Below are 19,080 nucleotides of genomic sequence, written 5' to 3'. Positions count from 1 at the left end.
GACGGCCAGAAGCCGTCGCCCGATTCTCAGCTCGCCTCGCGCAACTTGAAGCGCTGGATCTTCCCGGTCTGGGTCTTCGGCAACGCCTCGACGAAAGAGATCGCGCGGGGATATTTGTACGGCGCGATCGTCGCCTTGACGTGATCCTGCAACAGCTTGACCTCGACATCGTCGCTGCGCGCGCCCTGCTTCAGCACGATGAAGGCCGAGACGATCTGTCCCCGCTCCTCGTCAGGCGCGCCGATCACCGCGCATTCCGCGACATCGGGATGTCCGAGCAGCGCCGCCTCGACCTCGGGACCGGCGATATTGTAGCCCGCCGAGATGATCATGTCGTCGGCGCGCGCCACGAATGACAGCCGGCCGTTTTCGTCGCTGACGAAGGCATCGCCGGTGATGTTCCAGCCGTCGCGGACATATTTGGTCTGCCTGGAGTCGGCGAGATAGCGGCAGCCGGTCGGGCCGCGAACCGCCAGCTTGCCGACCTGGCCCGGCGGCAGCTCGTTCATGTCCTCGTCGACGATCTTCGCCTGGTAGCCGGTAACAGGGGTGCCCGTGGTGCCAGCGACGGCGCTGCCGGCGCGGTTGGTGATGAAGATGTGCAACAGCTCCGTGCTGCCGATGCCGTCGAGGATCGGCTTGCCGGTCTTCCTGGTCCAGCTCTCGAACACCGGCGCCGGCAGCGTTTCGCCGGCCGAGACCGCGAGCCGCAGCGACGACAGATCGGCACCCTTGTCCATCGCCGCCATCATCGCCCGATAGGCGGTCGGCGCGGTAAAGCAGATCGTCGCCTTGTAGGTCTCGATGATCCGGACCATCTCGCTCGGCGCCGCGTTCTCCAGCAGTGTCGCGGTGGCGCCGAAGCGCAGCGGGAAGATCGCGAGCCCGCCAAGGCCAAACGTAAATGCGAGCGGCGGCGAGCCGACGAACACATCGTCCGGCGTCACCTTCAGCACTTCCCTGGCATAGCCGTCCGCCACGATCAGGAGATCGCGGTGGAAATGCATCGTCGCCTTCGGCTCGCCCGTGGTGCCCGACGTGAAGCCGAGCAGCGCGACGTCGTCACGGCCGGTCTTCACCGCATCGAACTTGACCGGCTTGTTCAACGCAATCCGGTCGAGCTCGGCATCGTGATTTTGCGTGCCGTCGAAATTGACAACCTGCTTGAGGAATTTGCTGGTCTTGGCGCAGGCCACCAATTCGTCCGCGATGCGGCTGTCGGTCAGCGCCAGCGCAATCTCGGCCTTGTCGACGATCTTGGCCAGTTCGCCGGCGCGCAGCATCGGCATCGTGTTGACGACGACGGCACCGGCCTTGGTCGCCGCGAGCCAGGCCGCGACCAGCGCCGGGTTGTTGCCCGAGCGGATCAGGACGCGATTGCCGGGCTTGACGCCGTAATTCTCCACCAGCGCATGCGCAAGGCGGTTCGACCAGTCGGTCAATTCCTTGTAGGTGCGCTGGCGGCCATTGCCGATCAGCGCGATGCGATCGCCCATGCCCTGCTCGACGAGGCGGTCGGTCAGTTCGACCGCGGCGTTGAGATAATCGGGATAGCTGAATTCGGGCCGGTCGAGCAGCAGCTGCGGCCATTGCGCTGATGGCGGCAGGTTGCGCCGTGCGAAATCGTCGACATGCCCGGATGGGCCGAGCCCGGGAAATTCGCCTGACATTCGATTGCCCCTCACTTTCCATCCAGAAAGGCCAAGGTCTTGTCGCCAAGACCAAATATCGAGAAGACCAGTATCGAGGACGCCCGGCAGCGTTCCGATCGCCAATCATTTTATACTTAAAATAATTTGACGCAAGGGTGGATATCGCGCGGAAATGGCGCGGTCCCGCAAACCTCAGATCTGTGTGAGCTGCTTCAGCCGCGCGACCATCTCCGAGTCCGGGTCGGCGAGCGGTGCGATCGCGGTGAAATGATTGGCATTGGCCACAGTGCCGAACCGCGTTGCTACGCCCGCTTCGCCCCACACATCAGCGATGGTCCGGCTCTGCCGGTGATATTCGGCGCTCTCGTCGCCGCCGACCACCGCATCGAGCGTCGCGCCTGCGGGCGCTTTCCAGAGCAGCGGGCTCACTGCCCTTGCTGCATCGCGGTCAAGACCAAGCGCCTTGTTGATGGAGGTGCCGACCAGCGGCTCGAGCTCGAACAGGCCCGAGATCGCGTAAGCAGCCCTGACCAGATTCGTCGGCAGCGACGCATCGTAGGCCGGCCAATCGGTCGCAAGCATGCAGGCGGCAAGATGCCCGCCTGCGGAGTGTCCCGACATGACCAGCGGCCGGCCGAGCTTCGCCAGTTCGCGTGACGCCGCGCGCATCTCGCCGATGATGTCGGCGACTGTGACGTTGGGGCAGAGGTCGTAACTCGGCACCGCGACGCTGATGCCGTGGCCATTGAGGCCCCGCGCACAGTGGCTCGATGACGAGCCATCGAGCGCCTGCCAGTAGCCGCCGTGGATGAAAACCACGAGCGGCTCGTCGCGATCACCCTCAAAGAGATCGATGACGTTGCGGCTTCCAGGTCCATAGGTCAGTCGCCGTGGCGGGTGCTGCGCACGATAGGCCGCCGAGTCCCGCGCCCAGCCGGCCATCAGCGCCGGGTTTTCCGGCACGCGCGCGCGGTTGTTGTATTCGACCTCGTAATCGATCCCGCTCACCGCTTAAGCAGTCCTCGCCTTGGCGGAGCGCTGCGCCGAGCCCTTGGCCTTGGCGAGCAGCCGCATCAGTTCGCGGATATCCTTTGGCGACAGGTCGCCGAAGATATCCGCAATCCATTTCTCGTGCTCGGCGGCCATCTTGCGGAATTCGGCGCGGCCGAGCTTGGTCAGCCGGATGTACTGCACGCGGCGGTCGGTCTCCGAGGTGCGGCGATCGAGATGGCCGGACTCGACCAGGCGCTCGACCAGCCCGGTGACGTTGCCGTTCGAGACCATCATTCGCTTCGACAGGTCCGACAGCGTCATGCCGTCGGACACCTTGTCGAGCTGGGCCATCAGGTCGAAGCGCGGCAACGTGACGTCGAACTTCTCGCGCAGCCGGCTGCGCACCTCGCCTTCGATCAGCGTGGTGCAGGTCAAGAGCCGCAGCCACAGCCTGAGCTCGGTGCCGTGATCGTCGGGCAGTTCGACGGCTTTGGTTTCGGAATCGAGGATCATGCGGCGATCGTGCCTCCGCGGCAGGTTTCGGTCGGACCGATTGCTTTCAGCTTCAAGCAATTCGCGGCGCCCCGCAAGGACAATTGCGAATCCAGCCCGACATGCCCGGCCGATCCTGCAATTTCTTTAAACTTCAAGCAATTGGCGCGGCGCTTGCATGTGCTGCGCCGGCATGGTGCGCGACGGTCGCCTGACGCAATGCCACATCGCTTGCGGCGGTTGCACGCGTCAGACTAAGCTGAGGCCAAATGGGCCGAAGCCGAAACATCAAGCCAGTGGTTGGGGGAGAGACATGAAGCAATTGACGAAGCTCGCGGGACTGGCGGCGCTGCTCGGTATCGCGGTCGCCCCGGCTACCGCGCAGGAGAAGATCAAGATCGGCGTGCTGGTGACGACCTCCGGCCCGGCTGCGGCGCTTGGCCAGCAGGTCCGCGACGGCTTTGCGCTCGCGGTCAAGGACCTCGGCGGCAAGATGGCCGGCCGCGAGGTCGAGATCGTCAACGCCGACGACGAACTGAAGCCCGACGGCGCCGTGGTCAAGGTGCGCGGCCTGCTCGAGCGCGACAAGGTCGATTTCGTGGTCGGCCCGATCTTCTCCAACATCCTGCAGGCGATCCACCGCCCGGTCACCGAGAGCAAGACTTTCCTGATCAGCCCGAATGCGGGCCCCTCCAGCTACGCCGGCAAGGAGTGCAACCCGTTCTTCTACGTGACATCGTACCAGAACGATCAGGTGCACGAGGTCCTCGGCAAGGTGGCGCAGGACCGCGGCTACAAGCGCGTCTATCTGCTGGTGCCGAACTATCAGGCCGGCCGCGATTCCGTCGCCGGCTTCAAGCTCGACTACAAGGGCGAGATCGTCGAGGAATCCTACACGCCGCTGAACACGCTGGATTTCCAGCCCGAGCTCTCCAAGATCGGCTCGCTGAAGCCGGACGCACTGTTCACCTTCATGCCGGGCGGCATGGGCGTCAACCTCGTGAAGCAGTACAAGCAGGCTGGCGCCACCGTGCCGGTGCTCTCCGCCTTCACCGTCGACGAATCCACCCTGCCCGCGCAGCAGGACGCCGCCGTCGGCATGTTCGGCGGTGCGAACTGGGCGCCGAACCTTGACAATCCCCAGAGCAAGAAGTTCGTCGCGGCCTATGAGGCGGCCTACAACGGGGTGCCCGGCACCTACGCCATGCAGGCCTATGACGCTGCACTGTTGATCGACAGCGCGGTCAAGGCCGTGAAGGGCGATCTCTCCAACAAGGACGCAGTCGCGGCGGCGCTGAGAAAGGCCGACTTCACCTCGCTGCGCGGTAACTTCAAGTTCAACAACAACGGCTATCCGATCCAGGATTTCTACCTCACCAGGGTCGCGAAGCGGCCGGACGGCAAATTCCAGACCGAGATCGTCGAAAAGGTGTTTTCGAATTATGGCGACCGCTACGCCAAGGACTGCGCGGCCAAGTAGTTCACACGAAGCGTTTTCAAGCGAAGTGGATACCGGTTCGCGTGAAGAAAACGCGCAAAATTGAAACATGGAGGAAGTACCAACATGAAAGACGAAATCGCCGGCATCACCCACGCCAATGAGGGCATCCAGGGCATTTCCTGGAGCATCCTCGGCCAGACCTATGTGCCGAAGAGCCGCACCGAGCATTCCTTCTCCTGGCACGCCACATTCCCGCCGGGCACCTTCGTTCCGCCGCACATCCATCCCGACCAGGACGAGTATCTCTACATCCTCGAGGGCAAGCTCGACTTCATGCTCGACGGCGCCGATGAATCGGCAACGCCAGGCGATCTGGTGCGCCTGCCGGCGGGCAAGCCGCACGGCATCTTCAACAAGTCGCAGCAGCCGGCCAAGACGCTGTTCTGGGTGTCGCCGACGCGCAGGCTCTACGACCTGTTCTGGGCGATCCACAACATGAAGGACCAGAACCCGGACGACGTGGTGCGGCTCGCCGCCGAGCACAACATTCACTTCCTGCCGCCGCCTCCGGCGTAGGATTCCTCCGTCATTGCGAGCGAAGCGAAGCAATCCATAGTTCGGCGATCCCGGAACGATGGATTGCGTCGTCGCTTCGCTCCTCGCAATGACGAAGTGGGGATGGCCGGCCGGGCGTCTCCTTCTTCAAAGACTTACTGCCGCGCCACGACGCGCGCGGCAAAGCCGGCCTTCGCGGCATAGCCGCGCACGATCGCCTCGCGCGCCTCGTAGTTGAGAATGGTGTCGACGTCGGTAAAACCCTGTGGCGCGAGCTGCTCGACGGCGTCGATCACGCCTTCCGGGCCGCCGCGGCGGTTGGAGGCGACGATGTCGGCGGTCATCGGCAGCCGCTGCCGCTCATAAGCCGCGAGCGCCTGGCGCGGATGCTCCGACCGCGCCAGCATGTCGGCGAGGCAGCGCGCATCGAGAATGGCCTGCGACGCGCCGTTCGAGCCGACCGGATACATCGGATGCGCGGCGTCGCCGAGCAGCGTGACGCGGCCGCTCGACCAATAGGGCAGCGGATCGCGGTCGCAGCACGGATACTCCCAGAACTCCGGCGTCGCGTTGATCAGGCCGGCGAAGTCGACCTGCGGGATGGTGAAGCTCGTGACATAGGGCATCATCTCGTCGCGGCGGCCGAGATTGGACCAGCCCTCGCGGCGCGGCGGCGGCGAGGAGCCGTCGCCGATCCGCACCAGCACCGCCCAATTGGTGAGGCGGCTTGCCGGGCTCGAGCCTGGCGCAATCGGATAGATCACGGCCTTGGCATTCAACCCGCCGGCGATGATCATCGAACGGCCGGTCAGGAAGGCCGGCCAATCGGTCGCGCCGCGCCACAGCATCAGCCCGTTCCAGCACGGCCCGCCCTCATCGGGAAACAGCATCTCGCGCACCTTCGAATGGATGCCGTCGGCGCCGATCAGGATGTCGCCACGCGCGGTGTGCACATGGCTGCCGCTGCGATCGAAGAAATAGGCCGAAACGCCGCCCTCGTCCTGCGTGAAGGAGCCGAGCCGGCAGCCGGTGCGGATCGCATCCGCGCCAAGCCGGTCGATTACGGCCTGATGGATCACGCCCTGCAGGCGGCCGCGATGAACAGAGAATTGCGGCACGTCGTAGCCGGCATCGAGCCCACGCTTCTCGTGCCAGACCTGTTGGCCGTGCCGCGTCAGATAAAACAGCTCATAGGTACGGATCGCGACCTCGTCGAGCTTGTCGAGCAGGCCAAGCCCCGCCAGCTCGCGGATCGCATGCGGCAACGTATTGATGCCGACGCCGAGCTCGCGGATCGTCTCCGACTGCTCGTACAGCTCGCAACTGATGCCGCGCGACCGCAGCATCAGCGCAGTGGTGAGGCCTCCGATTCCGCCTCCGACGATAATCGCCTTCATCGTCCCTTACTCCACTCACAACAGGACGCTTTTACGCTTTCGCCTAAGGTCGCACGGCCCCGCGCCCGGCCGCAAGCGGCTTGGTCGCCCAGGACTCGGACCGGCCTGCGATGATTAGGCTTAGCCTTAACATTGGCTCAGCATACTCCGATCCATTTCCGTCACCCTGAGGAGCCGCGAAGCGGCGTCTCGAGGGGTCGACGGCCACCAGCCGGGCCGTTCACCCTTCGAGGCTCGCTGCGCGAGCGCCTCCAGCGACAAAGGTGAAGCCTTTGCGCGGGGGTGACGGGTCTGACAGCCCATCCCTCAATCCGGCACCACGGCGATGGCCTGGATTTCCACCTTGGCGCGGTCCTCGATCAGGCCCGCAACCTGGATCGCGGTCATCGCCGGAAACCGCCGGCCGATCACGTCGCGATAGACCCCGCCGATTTCCTTCAGCCGCGCGGAATACTCCTTGCGATCGAGCAAGAACCAGGTCATCGACACGATGTGCTCCGGCCCGGCCCCGCCGGCGGCGGCGACCGCGACGATGTTGCGCAGGGTCTGGCCGATCTGCGCCACGAGGTCATCGCTCTCGAACACGCATTGCCCGTTCCAGCCGATCTGGCCGGCGATGAAGAGCTGTTTGCCGCGCGCGGCCATGCCGTTGGCGTAGCCGATCGGCTTCGCCCATCCGTCCGGTTGCAGGATCTCGATCATCTCAATTGCCCTCGAAGGCGGGTTTCTGCTTGGCGGCGAAGGCCTCGAAAGCGCGGCGGAAATCGCCCGTCACCATGCAGATCGCCTGCGCCTGCGCTTCGGACTCGATCATCTCGTCGACGCCCATCGCCCATTCCTGGTTGAACATCGTCTTCGTCACGCCATGTGCGAACCACGGTCCATCCGCAAGCGAACGCGCCAGGTCCTGCGCGGCGGCGGCGAGCTCGGCCGGCGGCACGAGGCGGTTGTGAAAGCCCCACGCAAAGCCTTCGTCGGCACTCATCGCGCGGCCGGTGTAGAGCAGATCGGCAGCACGGCCCTGCCCGATCACGCGCGGCAACAATCCGCACGCCCCCATGTCGGCGCCGGCAAGGCCGACGCGGGTGAACAGGAACGCGGTCTTGGCCTGCGGCGTCGCCAGCCGCAGGTCGGACGCCAGCGCCAGCATCGCACCGGCCCCGGCGCAGATGCCGTCGATCGCGGCGACAATGATCTGCGGGCATTTGCGCATCGCGCGCACCACCTCACCGGTCATCCGGGTGAAGGCGAGCAGGTCGGGCATCGCCATCCGCGTCAACGGCTCGATGATCTCGAACACGTCGCCGCCGGAACAGAAGTTGCCGTCGGCGCCGGTCAGCACGATGGCGCGGACGTCGGAGGCATATTTGAGGTTGGTGAAGAGATCGCGCAGCTCCTCGTAGGACTCGAAGGTCAGCGGGTTCTTCTTGTCCGGCCGGTTCAGCGTAATGGTTGCGACGCGGCCGCTCGCGTCGGTCGACCAACGGAAGTGTTTTGCAGGATAATCCCTGAACGGACGGAGCTTTGCTTTCATCTCGGACATGATGTGTTCCTTCACCCGGTAAAGACTTCGCCGCCGGCAACCGCCACAGCTTGTCCATTGATTGACGATGCGCCCTCGGAGGCAAACCAGAGGACGCTGTCGGCGACCTCCTCCGGCGTGACCAGCCGCTGCATTGGATTGACCTTGGCGAGCGCAGCCCGCGCCTCCTGCTCGCTGCGCCCGGTCTTGGCGACGATGTTGGCGGCCGCATCCGCCACCAGCGGCGTATCGGTGTAGCCGGGGCAGACCGCATTCACGGTGACGCCGCGCCGGGCGTACTCCAGCGCCAGCGAGCGCGTCAGGCCGACGACGCCGTGCTTGGCGGCGACATAGGCCGAGACATAGGCGTAGCCGGTGAGGCCCGCAGTCGAGGCCACGTTGATCACCCGCCCGCGGCCGCGCTGCGCCATCCCCGGCAGCACGGCGTGCGTCACCAGGAACACACTGGAGAGATTGCTCGCCAGCATGTCCGCCCATAGCGCCGCGTTCGTCTTGTCGAACGGCGCGCTGGCGGCCTTGCCGGCATTGTTGACGAGGATATCGATCGGCCCCGCCTCGGCCTCGATCTGCGTGATACCCTTGGTCACCGCCGTTTCATCGGTCACGTCGATCGCGACAACTGCGCCAGCGCGCTCACCGAGCAACGAAGCCGTCGCCTTCAGCACATCGATCCGGCGTCCGGCGATGCTGACGCGTATACCGGCTTTTGCGAGCGCGATTGCCGTTGCGGCCCCGATGCCGGAACCGGCACCGGTCACGAGCGCATGGGCGTTGGGCCAGAACCGTGTCATGCCTTCACTCCCGCGGCTAACCGTTCGAGATTGGCCTCGTATTGCGACTTGCCCGACAGATACTGCTTCGGCCAGGCGACCTGCTTGACGCCGATCTTCGCGGCCTCGTGCAGCGTCCAGGCCGGGTCGGCGAGATGCGGCCGCGCGATCGCGCAGAGATCGGCGCGGCCGGCGGCGATGATCGAATTGGCGTGGTCCGCCTCCGAGATCGCGCCGACCGCGATGGTGGCGATGCCGACCTCGTTGCGGATCTTGTCGGCGAACGGCGTCTGGTAAAGCCGGCCATAGATCGGATGATCGTCGGCCCAGACCTGGCCCGAGGAGCAGTCGATCAGGTCGGCACCGGCCACCTTGAACAGTTTTGCGAAGGCGAGCGCATCCTCGGGCGTGTTGCCGCCCTCGGCCCAGTCGTGACAGGACAGGCGGACCGACATCGGCTTGTCCTCCGGCCACACCGCGCGGATGGCGCGGAACACTTCCAGCGGATAACGCGCGCGGTTCTCGATCGATCCGCCATAGCCGTCGCTGCGGCGATTGGTCAGCGGCGAGAGGAAGCTCGATAGCAGATAGCCGTGGGCGCAGTGCAGCTCCAGAATATCGAAGCCCGCGGCGGCGGCGCGCCTGGCGGCGGCAACGAACTGGTCGCGCACCTCGTCCATCTCGGCGCGGCTCATCGGCTCCGGAATCTGGCCGTCAGGCAGATAAGGCACCGGCGAGGCCGACACCAGCGGCCAGTTATGGTCAGGCAGCGGTTCGTCCATGCCTTCCCAGGCGACGCGCGTCGAGCCCTTGCGGCCGGCATGGCCGAGCTGGATGCCGATCCGGGCTTGCGAATTGCGATGCACGAATTCGACGATCCGCTTGTAGGCCGCCGCCTGCGCCTCGTTCCACAGGCCGCAGCAGCCGGGCGTGATCCGCGCCTCCGGCGAGACGCAGGTCATCTCGGTGAACAGCAGGCCCGCGCCGCCGAGCGCGCGGGAGCCGAAATGCACCAGATGGAAGTCGTTCGGCACGCCTTCCTCGGCCGAATACATCGCCATCGGCGAGACGATGATCCGGTTGTGCAGCGACAGGCCGCGGATATGGAACGGCGTCAGCATCGGCGGCGTGACGCGCTCGTTGGTGGCAGGCACGCCGCTGCGCTCGGCAAACCAGCGCTCATAGCCCTCGAGCCATGTCTTGTCGCGCAGCCGCAGATTCTCGTGGCTGATGCGCTGCGAGCGGGTCAGCAGCGAATACATGAACTGCTCCGGCTCCAGCGTATCGGCGTAGCGCGAGCCGACCACCTCGAACCATTCCATCGCATTGCGCGCGGCATTCTGGATTCGCGCCACATCGACCCGGCGCAGCTCCTCGTAAGCCTTCAGCACGGCGGGAATGCTGTCCTTGATCGCGCCGTGGGTCTTGAACTGGTTGGTCAGCTCGATCGCATCTTCCAGCGCGAGCTTGGTGCCCGAGCCGATCGCGAAATGCGCGGTGTGGGCGGCATCGCCCATCAGCACGACATGGCTGTTGCCGTTGAACGCGGTCCACTTGCCGCAGATCAGCCGCGGAAACGACAGCCAAGCCGAGCCGCGCAGATGCCGCGCGTTGGAGACCAGATGATGCCCCTCGAGGATTTCCGCGAACACTTTCTCGCAGAACGCGATGGATTCTCCCTGATCCATCTTGTCGAGGCCGTGGGCGAGATAGGCCTCCTCGGTGGTCTCGACGATGAAGGTCGCCGCGCCCTCCTCGAACTTGTAGATGTGCGACTGGAACCAGCCATGCTCGGTCTTGCGGAAGTCGAAGGTGAAGGCATCGAACGGCCGGTTGGTGCCGAGCCAGATATAGCGGTTCGGCCGCATCAACATGTCGGGCTCGAAGGTCTCCGCGTATTTGGCGCGGACCTTCGAATTCACACCGTCGCACGCCACGATCAGATCGGCGTCGGGGAACTCGAGATCGGAATTGACCTCGCGCTCGAAGATCAACTCGACGCCGAGCTCCTCGGCCCGCGCCTGCAGGATGTTGAGCAGCCGCTTGCGGCCGATGCCAACGAAGCCGTGGCCGGTGGTGCGCATCCGGCGGCCCTTGATCAGGACCTCGATGTCGTCCCAGTGGTTGAAGGCCTGCTCGATCGTGTCGGCGGTGACCGGGTCCCATTTGCGCATGTTGTCCATGGTCGCATCGGAGAACACCACGCCGAAGCCGAATGTGTCATAGGGCCGGTTGCGCTCGACCACGGAGATCTGGTGCGCGGGATCAAGCATCTTCATCAGGATGCCGAAGTAGAGCCCGGCCGGCCCGCCTCCAATGCAAACGATGCGCATGGCGTTCTCCCGTTGGCTTCGGCCGGGGTCGTTTTCCCAGGGAGCCGATGAGGGATAATATTTTATACTTAAAATAATTGTCAAGGGCGGCGTGGACCCACGCATAGCTGTCGTCCCTGCGAAAGCAGGGCATAACCACAGGATCGCGTTGTTGAAATGGGCTGTGGCCCCAGCGCTGTAAACCAACAGCAATTGGTGGCTATGGGTCCCTGCTTTCGCAGGGACGACACTGAGTTTGTGGAGCGCCGTGCGCCCTCAATGCACCGCGGCGTACAGGATCTTGTCCTGCGTCGCGTCGGCCGCGTCAAACTCGGCGACGATGCGGCCGGTGCGGGCGACCAGGATGCGGTCGGAGACCGCGAGGATCTCCGGCAGATAGGACGAGATCACCACCACCGCCTTGCCCTCGTCGGCGAGCCGGCGGATTTCGCCGTGGATGTGCGGGATGGTACCGACGTCGACGCCGCGCGTCGGCTCGTCGAAGAAGATGATCGACGGCTCCTGCACCAGGGTCTTGGCCAGCACCACCTTCTGCTGGTTGCCGCCGGACAGCTCGATGATCTTGGCCTTGCGCTGCAACGCGCTGATCTTGAGCCGGTCGACCCAGTAATTCGCGAGCTTGCTGCGCCTCGCGCGCGACAGCAGGAAGCTCCAGCCCTTCCGCGTCGCGAGGCTGCCGATATAGACGTTGTCGTCGACCACCATGGTCTCGAAGAAGCCGTTGGCCTTGCGGTCCTCGGTGATGTAGGCGATGCCGTCATTGATCGCCTGCCGCGGCACGCGATAGCGGATCGGCTTGCCGCGCAGCCGGATGGTGCCGCCATTCACCAGGTTGCGCTTCAACGCGCCGTAGACGATCTTGGCAATCTCGGTGCGGCCGGAGCCGATCAGGCCGGCGATGCCGACCACCTCGCCGGCATAGACCGAGAACGACATGTTCTTGACCGCCATGCCCATGGTGACGTTCTCGACCGTCAGCACCTTCTCGCGGCGCTGATGGGTCTTCGCTTTGCCGCCATAGACCGCTTGCGCCACCTCGCGCCCGACCATGTGCTGCACCAGCGCATCGCGGGTGAGCTGCTTGGCGGGCGCCGTGATCACCAGCTTGCCGTCGCGCAGCACCGTGATGCGGTCGGCAATCTGGAGCGATTCCTCCAGCGCATGGGAGATATAGATGATCGAGACGCCGCGGGCGCGCAGGTCGCGCACCAGATGGAAGAAGTGGACGATCTCCTCCGGCGTCAGCGACGCGGTCGGCTCGTCGAAAATGATGATGCGCGCCTTGTTGTAGATCGCGCGCGCGATCTCCACCATCTGCTTCTTGGCGGTGCCGAGCAGCGCCACCGGCGTTGCCGGATCGACGTGGAAATTGAGCGACTGCAGCAGCTGCTGGGCCTGGATGTTGAGCGTGCGGAAGCGCGTCAGCAGCTTCTCATTGCCGAGCTCGATGTTCTGCGCCGCGGTCATGGTCGGCACCAGGCTGGTCTCCTGATAGACCATGCAGATGCCGGCATCGAGCGCGTCGCGCGGCTGCTCGAAATCGGCGGGCTTGCCGTCGAGCAGATAGTCGCCGGAAGTGAGATTGATCGCACCCGCGATCGCCTTGCACAGCGTCGACTTGCCGGCGCCGTTCTCGCCGACCAGCGCATGCACCTCGCCGGGATAGAGATCGAAATTGACGCCCTCGATGGCGTGGACACCGCCATAGATCTTGGAGCCGTTGCTGATCTGCAGCACCGGCTCGCGGGTTGCGGACTGGGTCGCGGTCACCGCCTGCGTCACGCCGTCATTCATCGCAGCTCTCCCGTGTAGCGCAGCAGCCGTCCGGCGCCCCGCGCCGCGATCACGATGCCGGAAGGCGTCGCGCAGGCCGCGGTGATGCCGTGGAAGCGGCCGCCGGCGCGGCTGTGCAGGCTGTCGCTGGCCTCGCCCTCGGAATCGAGATGCACCAGCAGGCCATAGGAGCGCGGCGGCGCCCACGGCTTCTGGATGCCGAGCGCCTTGACGCTGCCGATCTGCATCGGCTCCAGGCAGTCGCTGCCGCCGGCGAGTGCCGGCGCCACCCAGTAGTCGGGCGGCATCGTCGCCATCATCTCCTCGCGGAAGTCGTCTTCCTTGAGCACGAACTCGATCAGATGGGTGCGGCGGGCGAAGATACCGAGCAGCACCCCGCCATTGCCGTCCGGATGCAGCCGCGCCGGATAGCCCGGCATGTTGGCGGCGACGGTCTCGCGCGGGCCAAGCCCGTTGCCAGCGAGCGCGAACCGGCTGAGGCGATGCGCCCAGCTTTCGGTGAGCCACAGGCTGTTGCCGTCGGCCGAGACCATCACGCCATAGGGATATGGCAGATCGCGCAGCAGCACCTGCGGATTGTCGAGGCCGGCATCGCAGCTGATCAGGCGGCCGCCGGCGCGCTTCTCCATCAAATCATGCCGCCACTCGCTTGGGCGCCGACCGGTGCTGCCTTCGACCGCGTAGATGCGGCCATCAGGCGACGCCGTCACCGACAACAGCCCCGTGAGCGCGCTGCCGCCGGCGGCCTCCAGCCAGCGCGGCGCGGGCTTTGCAGGATCGATCGCGGCAAGCCCCCTGCCCGCGACGCAGACCAGGAGACGGCCGTCCGGATGCAATGCGAGCCCGCCGGCATCATCCTCGAATTCGGCGACGACCGCGCGGGTCGCGAAATCACCGCCGCTGAGCTTCAGCACCTGGCGGCCGGCGGAAACGAAGATCGCGCCATCGCCGGCGGCGATGACGTCGTCGACGCCCGGCAGCGGCGCGCCGATCGGCACGGCGGTGTCGAGCCGGTCGTTCGGGCTCATCGCACCGTCGAGCGGCGGGATCGATTTCTCGACGCCATCGCGATCAACGACGCTTCTGATATCGCGCAACAGATGGTCGAACAGTCCCATTAGCTGATCACCCTGCCTTTGGCGCCCCAATAAGCATCGTATCCGGTCCAGCTCTCGTCGACGCCGTCGAGCTTGATGCGGCCGATCCGGTTGTTCTCGAGCCCGCCGAGATAAAGATAGCCCTCATGCTCGCGCATCGACGTCAGCACCGAATGCGAGGTCCCGGTCGGGTCCCACCAGGACTCCAGCGCTTCGCCCCTCTCGTTGAACTTCAGCACGCAGCCGTGGTTCAGCCCCGGCGCCAGCCATTCGTCGGTCGGCACCTGTTTCACCATGCGCAGCCGGAAGCCGGGCTTGCGCACGGAGAGATCGAAGGTCGGCGTGCGGATGCCGACCAGGGCGAGCCAATAATTGCCGTCGGAGGCACGATTGATGTTGTCAGGGTTGCCCGGCAGCTGGTCGATCAGGACTTCGGTGCGGCCCTTCTTCGGCCCCGCGATCCAGTAACGGAAGATCTTGCACAGCGAGGTGCTTGCGATCAGCACGGATTGGCCGTCATGCGAGACACAGACGCCGTTCGGAAAATAGAAATGGTTGATGACAGTGCGGGTTGTTTTGGTCTTGGGATCATAGCAGACTAGGCGGCCATTCGGCCGCGCCTCGAGGATATCGAGGGTGTTGGTCGTCATCTCGTAGCGCGTAGTGCAGTCGCTGAAATAGATCTTGCCGTCGGGCGCGATGTCGAGATCGTCGGCCATGCGCAGGCGGCTGTCGTCGTTCAGCTTGTACCAGGTACGGTTGGTCTCATCGGTGACCTTGAACACCTTGCCATCAGGCGCGATGCCGTAGACACCCATGCCGGCCACCGCGACAATCAGGTTCTCGTCGTGGTCGAACTGCATGCCAAGCGGCCGGCCGCCGATATGGGCGAACACTTCACGGGTCTCGAAGTTTGGTCCCGAGAAGCGAATCACGTTGCCGTCGCGGGTCGAGCCGTAGACCCGGCCCTGGCGGTCAAGAATGACGTCCTCGGGCCCTTCGACCTGGTCGACGCCGATTGCCTGCGCGTTGATCAACCGGTCGTTCTGGGCAAATGGCGAACCGGAGCCGCGCTGCACCGACGGTGCTGGCGCCAACGCCACATAAGCGGGATTGACATAGATCTTCTGGATCGCCTTGCCGCGGTTCTTCGACCATTTGACGTCGATGCCGACCGCAGCGAGCAGGATCATGCCGGTCACCGCCGAGGTGACATAGCCCGGAATGCCCATGCGCACGAGGCCGTTGATCAAGAGGAAGATGATCAGCGCGCCGATCATCGCCCGCCACACGGTGCCCTTGCCGCCGGCCAGCGAGACGCCGCCGAGCACCACGGCGGTCAGCGCCTGGAACTCCCACCCGACGCCGGTGGTGGAATCCGTCGAGGCCTGACGTGCCGCGTAGAAGATACCGCTCGCCGCGCACAGCGTGCCCGACAGAACATAGGTCATGAACAGCATCAGACGGACGCGGATGCCGGCATGGCGCGCCGCCTTGCGGCTGGCGCCGATCGCGGTGAGATGCCAGCCATAGCGCGAGCGCGACAGGAAGATGTGGCAGACCAGGAGCACCACGAACAGCGTCGCCGCATTGACGGGAATGCCGAGCACGCTGCCGCCGCCAATGAAATCCCAGGCGTCGCTCTCGACCGAGTTGGTCGCGAACACCTGGGCATAGCTGGTGTTGAGCAGATTGACCGAGGCGCGCAGGATGATCAGGGTCACCAGCGTGGTCAGGAACGGCCGCGTCTTGAGGAAGCCGATCAAAAAGCCGTTGATGCTGCCGAGCACCGCGCCGACCAGAAGCGTCGCCGGCACGGCAAGGCCGACCGGCCATTCGCGTACCAGGAGGAAATAGAGCGCCGCGAAATTGCACAACGCGAAGATCGCACCGACCGACAGGTCGATGCCGCCGGTGACGAGGCAGAAGCCCATCGCGAGCGCGACAAAGCCGAATTCGGCGAACAGCCGCAGCAGCGACACCGAGTTCTGCACCGAGGCGTAGTCGGGAATGGTGAGCGCGAAATACGCCCACAGCCCGATCATCACGGTGAAGGGAACGACCGGCTCGAACCACTGCTTGAGCAACAGCTCCGACAGCAGGAGCCGGGGTGAAAACCGCCGCACCGATGCGGCAAAGGAATCAACTGCCATCGACATCGCCAAAGCACTCCCTGATCCGGTTTCAACGTTTCCGGATTCTGACCCGTGATACAGCCGGCGCGGGAATGCCCCCCGCGCCGGCTGTCTCGCGCCTTGTTAGTTTTTCTTGGGTAGCGCGAAGCAGGTGCCGCCGAGCGAGGCGTTCGACTTATCGATCCAGATCGGCCGCGTGTAATAGGACAGGTTTTTCGTGCCGGGCTTGTCGCCGGACATCAGCAGCGTCTCGGCCGCGAACATCAGGTCGTGGCCCTGCTCGGTCGCCTTGTAGCTGAGGAACTTGCTGAAATTGCCTGAAGTGACCTGGTCGCAATCGAGCTGCGAGCCCTCGCCCGAGGCGAACACCTTCACGTCGTCGATCTTGCCGGCATTGCGGATCGCCTGCGCGGCGCCCGACTCCATGATGCCCCAGAAGCCGATCGAGGCGCAGAGATCGGGATGCTGCTGGATCACGGTGGCGGTGATGTTGAGCGCGGTGTTGGCATCCCAGTTCGCCGCCTGGTTCGACACCACCTTGATGTTGGGATCCTTGTTCAGAACCTCCATGATGGCGCCGACCTGATCGACGCTGGCGGCTGCGGTCAATTCGCCCTGCACGATCTGCACCTTGCCCGATTTGCCGGAGCCGGTACCGCAGGCCTTGACGGCCTCGTTCGCGAGCATCCTGCCGATCTCGCGCCAGTCGACGCCGACAAAGGCGCCAGACTTGTAGTTCGAGGCCATATTGACCTGGATCACATGCGTGCCCTGGCTTTCGGCACGCTTGAGGTCCTTCATCAAGAGCGTCACGCTCGGGTTCTGCACGATCAGGACGTCGGGCTTCTGGTCGACCAGCGCGGTCAGCGCCTGCTGCATGGCGGACGGATTGTTGTTGGGGTCGCGCACGACATACTTCATGCCGCGCCACTCAGCCTCTTCCTGCACCACGCGGCCCCACTCATCGGAGAGCGGCACGCCGAGCGCGATCGGCAGATAGGCGATGGTCTTGCCCTGCAGCGACTTGTCGTAGGCGGTGCGCAGCTCGCGCCCGGCCTTGGTACCTTCCTCCTGTGCCGATGCCGCGAACGGCATCGCGGCGAGCGTCACCCCGGCGAGCAGGATCGTCCAGAACTTGGTCGTCTTCATCGTCTCCTCCACACAAAATTCTTTTGATTGATTGGATTTCTTTTTGATTGGCGCGGCGATCGCGCAGACCGCGAACACCAGGATCGGAACCGGGATGCCGAACAGCCGCCCGGCGCCGAGATACATCAGGCCCGGCGCATCCTTCGGCGCGTAGACCACCCAGGCCGGCGCGATCCAGAAGGCGAGACCATAGATCACGAAGCCGGCGGCCAGCGTCACGAACAGCGCCGGCGCCTCCACGAAGGCGACCATGACGCCGTTGACGACGCCGATCAGCACCGCAATGGCCAGCGCCAGCAGCACTGCCGTGAAAACAGGCATGCCGTTTTGCATGTAGATCAGGGCGATCGCCCAGGAACCCGCCATGATCGCGACCTCGGAGAGGTCGATGCCGCGGCTGATCACGATCAGCCCCATGCCGAGGCCGAGCACGCCAAGGATGGAAATACTGCGCAACAGATTCAGGAGATTGGAAACGCTGGCAAAACCGTTCAGGGTCAGGCCGAACACGACCAGAAGCGCGATCGTGATCAGGAGCACGATCTGCTCCTGGCTCGGTTTTGCGAACATTGTGCCCGAGCGAGATGATGCCGCAGGGACAGCAACGCCGCGCGATGGCGATTGCACGCTCATCGTTTCCTCCAGGTATTATTTTGCTTGAGACTTTAAGAGCGCCAACTCATATTCGTCAAATGCATTCGACGGATACGGATTGATTATTTCCATGCATGTACGCGATATCGATCTGAACCTGTTCGTCGTGTTCGACGCGATTTACACCGAAGGCGGCGTCAGCCGCGCCTGCTTCCGCCTCAATCTGACCCAGCCCGCGGTCAGCCATGCGCTGAGCCGGCTGCGCGCGATGTTCAACGATCCGCTGTTCGTGCGCCGCCATCACGTGATGACGCCGACCCCGCTGGCGCGCCAGATCATCACCACCGTGCGCCAGGCCCTCAACGGCCTGGAGACGACGCTGACCCACACCAACCGCTTCGATCCGGCCAGGACGCCGAAGCGCTTCGTGATCGGCCTGCGCAACAATCTCGAGGCGCCGATGCTGAGCGCGCTGATCAACCGGATCAGTGCCGTCGCGCCGCTGGTCGAGATCGCCACCGTGCGCAGCGAGCGCAACAATCTGGAGCGCGAGCTTGCCGCCGGCACGCTGGACGTCGCGATCGATACGCTGCTGCCGCTCTCCACCGAGGTGCGGCGCGAGCAGATCCTGACCGAGCATATTGCGGTGTTCGCCCGGCGCGGCCATCCCGAGCTCGGCACACGGCTCGACAAGAAGGCTTACCTGCGCATGGAACATGTCTGCGTGACGTCGCGGCGCAGCGGCCTGTCGTTCGAGGACTTCCAGTTCCAGCGGCTCGGCCTGACGCGCACCGTTCGCTTGACCTGCCAGAACTTCGCGACTGCCTGCCATGTCGTGAGCCGCAGCAACATGCTGCTGACGGCATCGGAGAGCGCCGCCTCCGTGCTGGAGGATCCCGGGCTGTTGCAGTGCTTCCCCTGCCCGTTCCCGATCAGCCCGCACGTCAATTATCTCTATTGGCATGCCACCGCCGAGGGCGACACCACCAATCAATGGCTGCGCGAGCAGCTGCGCGCCGCCGCGGCGTTGCTCGCAGGTAGCCGCTTCAGCAAGAAGAACCGGCGTGCGGCCAGGACACGCCCCAAGGTGGGCATCCCGGCGCCGATCAGCCTCGCCGCGGAATGAGAGCGCCTC

15 protein-coding genes are annotated in these 19,080 nt (G+C 64.8%); 3 read left to right on the top strand and 12 right to left on the bottom strand.

All coding sequences use genetic code 11. From position 1 onward, the window contains the following. Positions 1–26: 26 nt before the first annotated feature. The 3 genes from HU230_RS06720 to HU230_RS06710 form a co-directional block, all read right to left on the bottom strand. On the bottom strand, positions 27–1,670 hold the full coding sequence (locus tag HU230_RS06720; RefSeq protein WP_176532374.1) for a benzoate-CoA ligase family protein: 1,644 nt from the start codon (positions 1,668–1,670) through the stop codon (positions 27–29). Positions 1,671–1,844: 174 nt separating this feature from the next. Then, complete coding sequence (locus tag HU230_RS06715; RefSeq protein ID WP_176532375.1) at positions 1,845–2,660, bottom strand: alpha/beta hydrolase; 816 nt, start codon at positions 2,658–2,660, stop codon at positions 1,845–1,847. A gap of 3 nt (positions 2,661–2,663) precedes the next feature. After that, entirely contained in the window at positions 2,664–3,158 is a 495-nt protein-coding gene (locus HU230_RS06710) for a MarR family winged helix-turn-helix transcriptional regulator (RefSeq protein ID WP_176532376.1), read from the bottom strand. Between the two features lie 292 nt (positions 3,159–3,450). Between HU230_RS06710 and HU230_RS06705 the strand changes: the two genes are divergently transcribed. Next, positions 3,451–4,617, top strand: coding sequence for an ABC transporter substrate-binding protein (locus tag HU230_RS06705; RefSeq protein ID WP_176532377.1), 1,167 nt, complete (start codon positions 3,451–3,453; stop codon positions 4,615–4,617). A gap of 84 nt (positions 4,618–4,701) precedes the next feature. Further along, positions 4,702–5,154, top strand: coding sequence for a cupin domain-containing protein (locus HU230_RS06700; protein WP_176532378.1), 453 nt, complete (start codon positions 4,702–4,704; stop codon positions 5,152–5,154). Positions 5,155–5,288: 134 nt separating this feature from the next. Here HU230_RS06700 and HU230_RS06695 read toward each other — a convergent pair whose 3' ends face one another. From HU230_RS06695 to HU230_RS06655, 9 genes are all read right to left on the bottom strand, one after another. Then, on the bottom strand, positions 5,289–6,530 hold the full coding sequence (locus tag HU230_RS06695; RefSeq protein ID WP_176532379.1) for a flavin-dependent oxidoreductase: 1,242 nt from the start codon (positions 6,528–6,530) through the stop codon (positions 5,289–5,291). A 306-nt stretch (positions 6,531–6,836) separates the two neighbouring features. After that, positions 6,837–7,232, bottom strand: a complete 396-nt coding sequence (locus HU230_RS06690) for a RidA family protein (protein WP_176532380.1) — start codon at positions 7,230–7,232, stop codon at positions 6,837–6,839. 1 nt (position 7,233) lies between these two features. Next, positions 7,234–8,073: an enoyl-CoA hydratase family protein gene (locus HU230_RS06685; protein ID WP_176532381.1), complete on the bottom strand. Its 840-nt coding sequence runs from the start codon at positions 8,071–8,073 to the stop codon at positions 7,234–7,236. Between the two features lie 11 nt (positions 8,074–8,084). Next, complete coding sequence (locus HU230_RS06680; RefSeq protein ID WP_176532382.1) at positions 8,085–8,864, bottom strand: SDR family NAD(P)-dependent oxidoreductase; 780 nt, start codon at positions 8,862–8,864, stop codon at positions 8,085–8,087. Then, complete coding sequence (locus HU230_RS06675) at positions 8,861–11,176, bottom strand: bifunctional salicylyl-CoA 5-hydroxylase/oxidoreductase (protein ID WP_176532383.1); 2,316 nt, start codon at positions 11,174–11,176, stop codon at positions 8,861–8,863. Before HU230_RS06675 ends, HU230_RS06680 begins: the two co-directional genes overlap by 4 nt. Positions 11,177–11,431: 255 nt before the next feature. Continuing rightward, positions 11,432–12,970: a sugar ABC transporter ATP-binding protein gene (locus tag HU230_RS06670; protein WP_176532384.1), complete on the bottom strand. Its 1,539-nt coding sequence runs from the start codon at positions 12,968–12,970 to the stop codon at positions 11,432–11,434. Then, positions 12,967–14,088, bottom strand: a complete 1,122-nt coding sequence (locus HU230_RS06665; RefSeq protein WP_176532385.1) for an SMP-30/gluconolactonase/LRE family protein — start codon at positions 14,086–14,088, stop codon at positions 12,967–12,969. Before HU230_RS06665 ends, HU230_RS06670 begins: the two co-directional genes overlap by 4 nt. Further along, the gene (locus HU230_RS06660; RefSeq protein WP_176532386.1) at positions 14,088–16,226 is read right to left on the bottom strand and encodes an ABC transporter permease; all 2,139 of its coding nucleotides are present in this window, start codon (positions 16,224–16,226) and stop codon (positions 14,088–14,090) included. Before HU230_RS06660 ends, HU230_RS06665 begins: the two co-directional genes overlap by 1 nt. Positions 16,227–16,325: 99 nt before the next feature. After that, a complete protein-coding gene (locus HU230_RS06655; RefSeq protein ID WP_224943067.1) occupies positions 16,326–17,891 on the bottom strand; it encodes a substrate-binding domain-containing protein in 1,566 nt (521 codons plus the stop codon). Positions 17,892–18,075: 184 nt separating this feature from the next. On the opposite strand from HU230_RS06655, the gene HU230_RS06650 reads away from it, so the two are divergent. Continuing rightward, positions 18,076–19,071 carry a LysR family transcriptional regulator gene (locus HU230_RS06650; RefSeq protein WP_176532388.1) on the top strand — a complete coding sequence of 332 codons (996 nt, stop codon included), beginning with the start codon at positions 18,076–18,078 and terminating at the stop codon, positions 19,069–19,071. Positions 19,072–19,080: the final 9 nt, after the last annotated feature.

Origin of the sequence: Bradyrhizobium quebecense (assembly GCF_013373795.3) — a bacterium.
Lineage (GTDB): Bacteria > Pseudomonadota > Alphaproteobacteria > Rhizobiales > Xanthobacteraceae > Bradyrhizobium > Bradyrhizobium quebecense.
The sequence above is the reverse complement of the archived record's forward strand: the minus strand, read 5'-3'. Positions and strand labels throughout refer to the sequence as shown.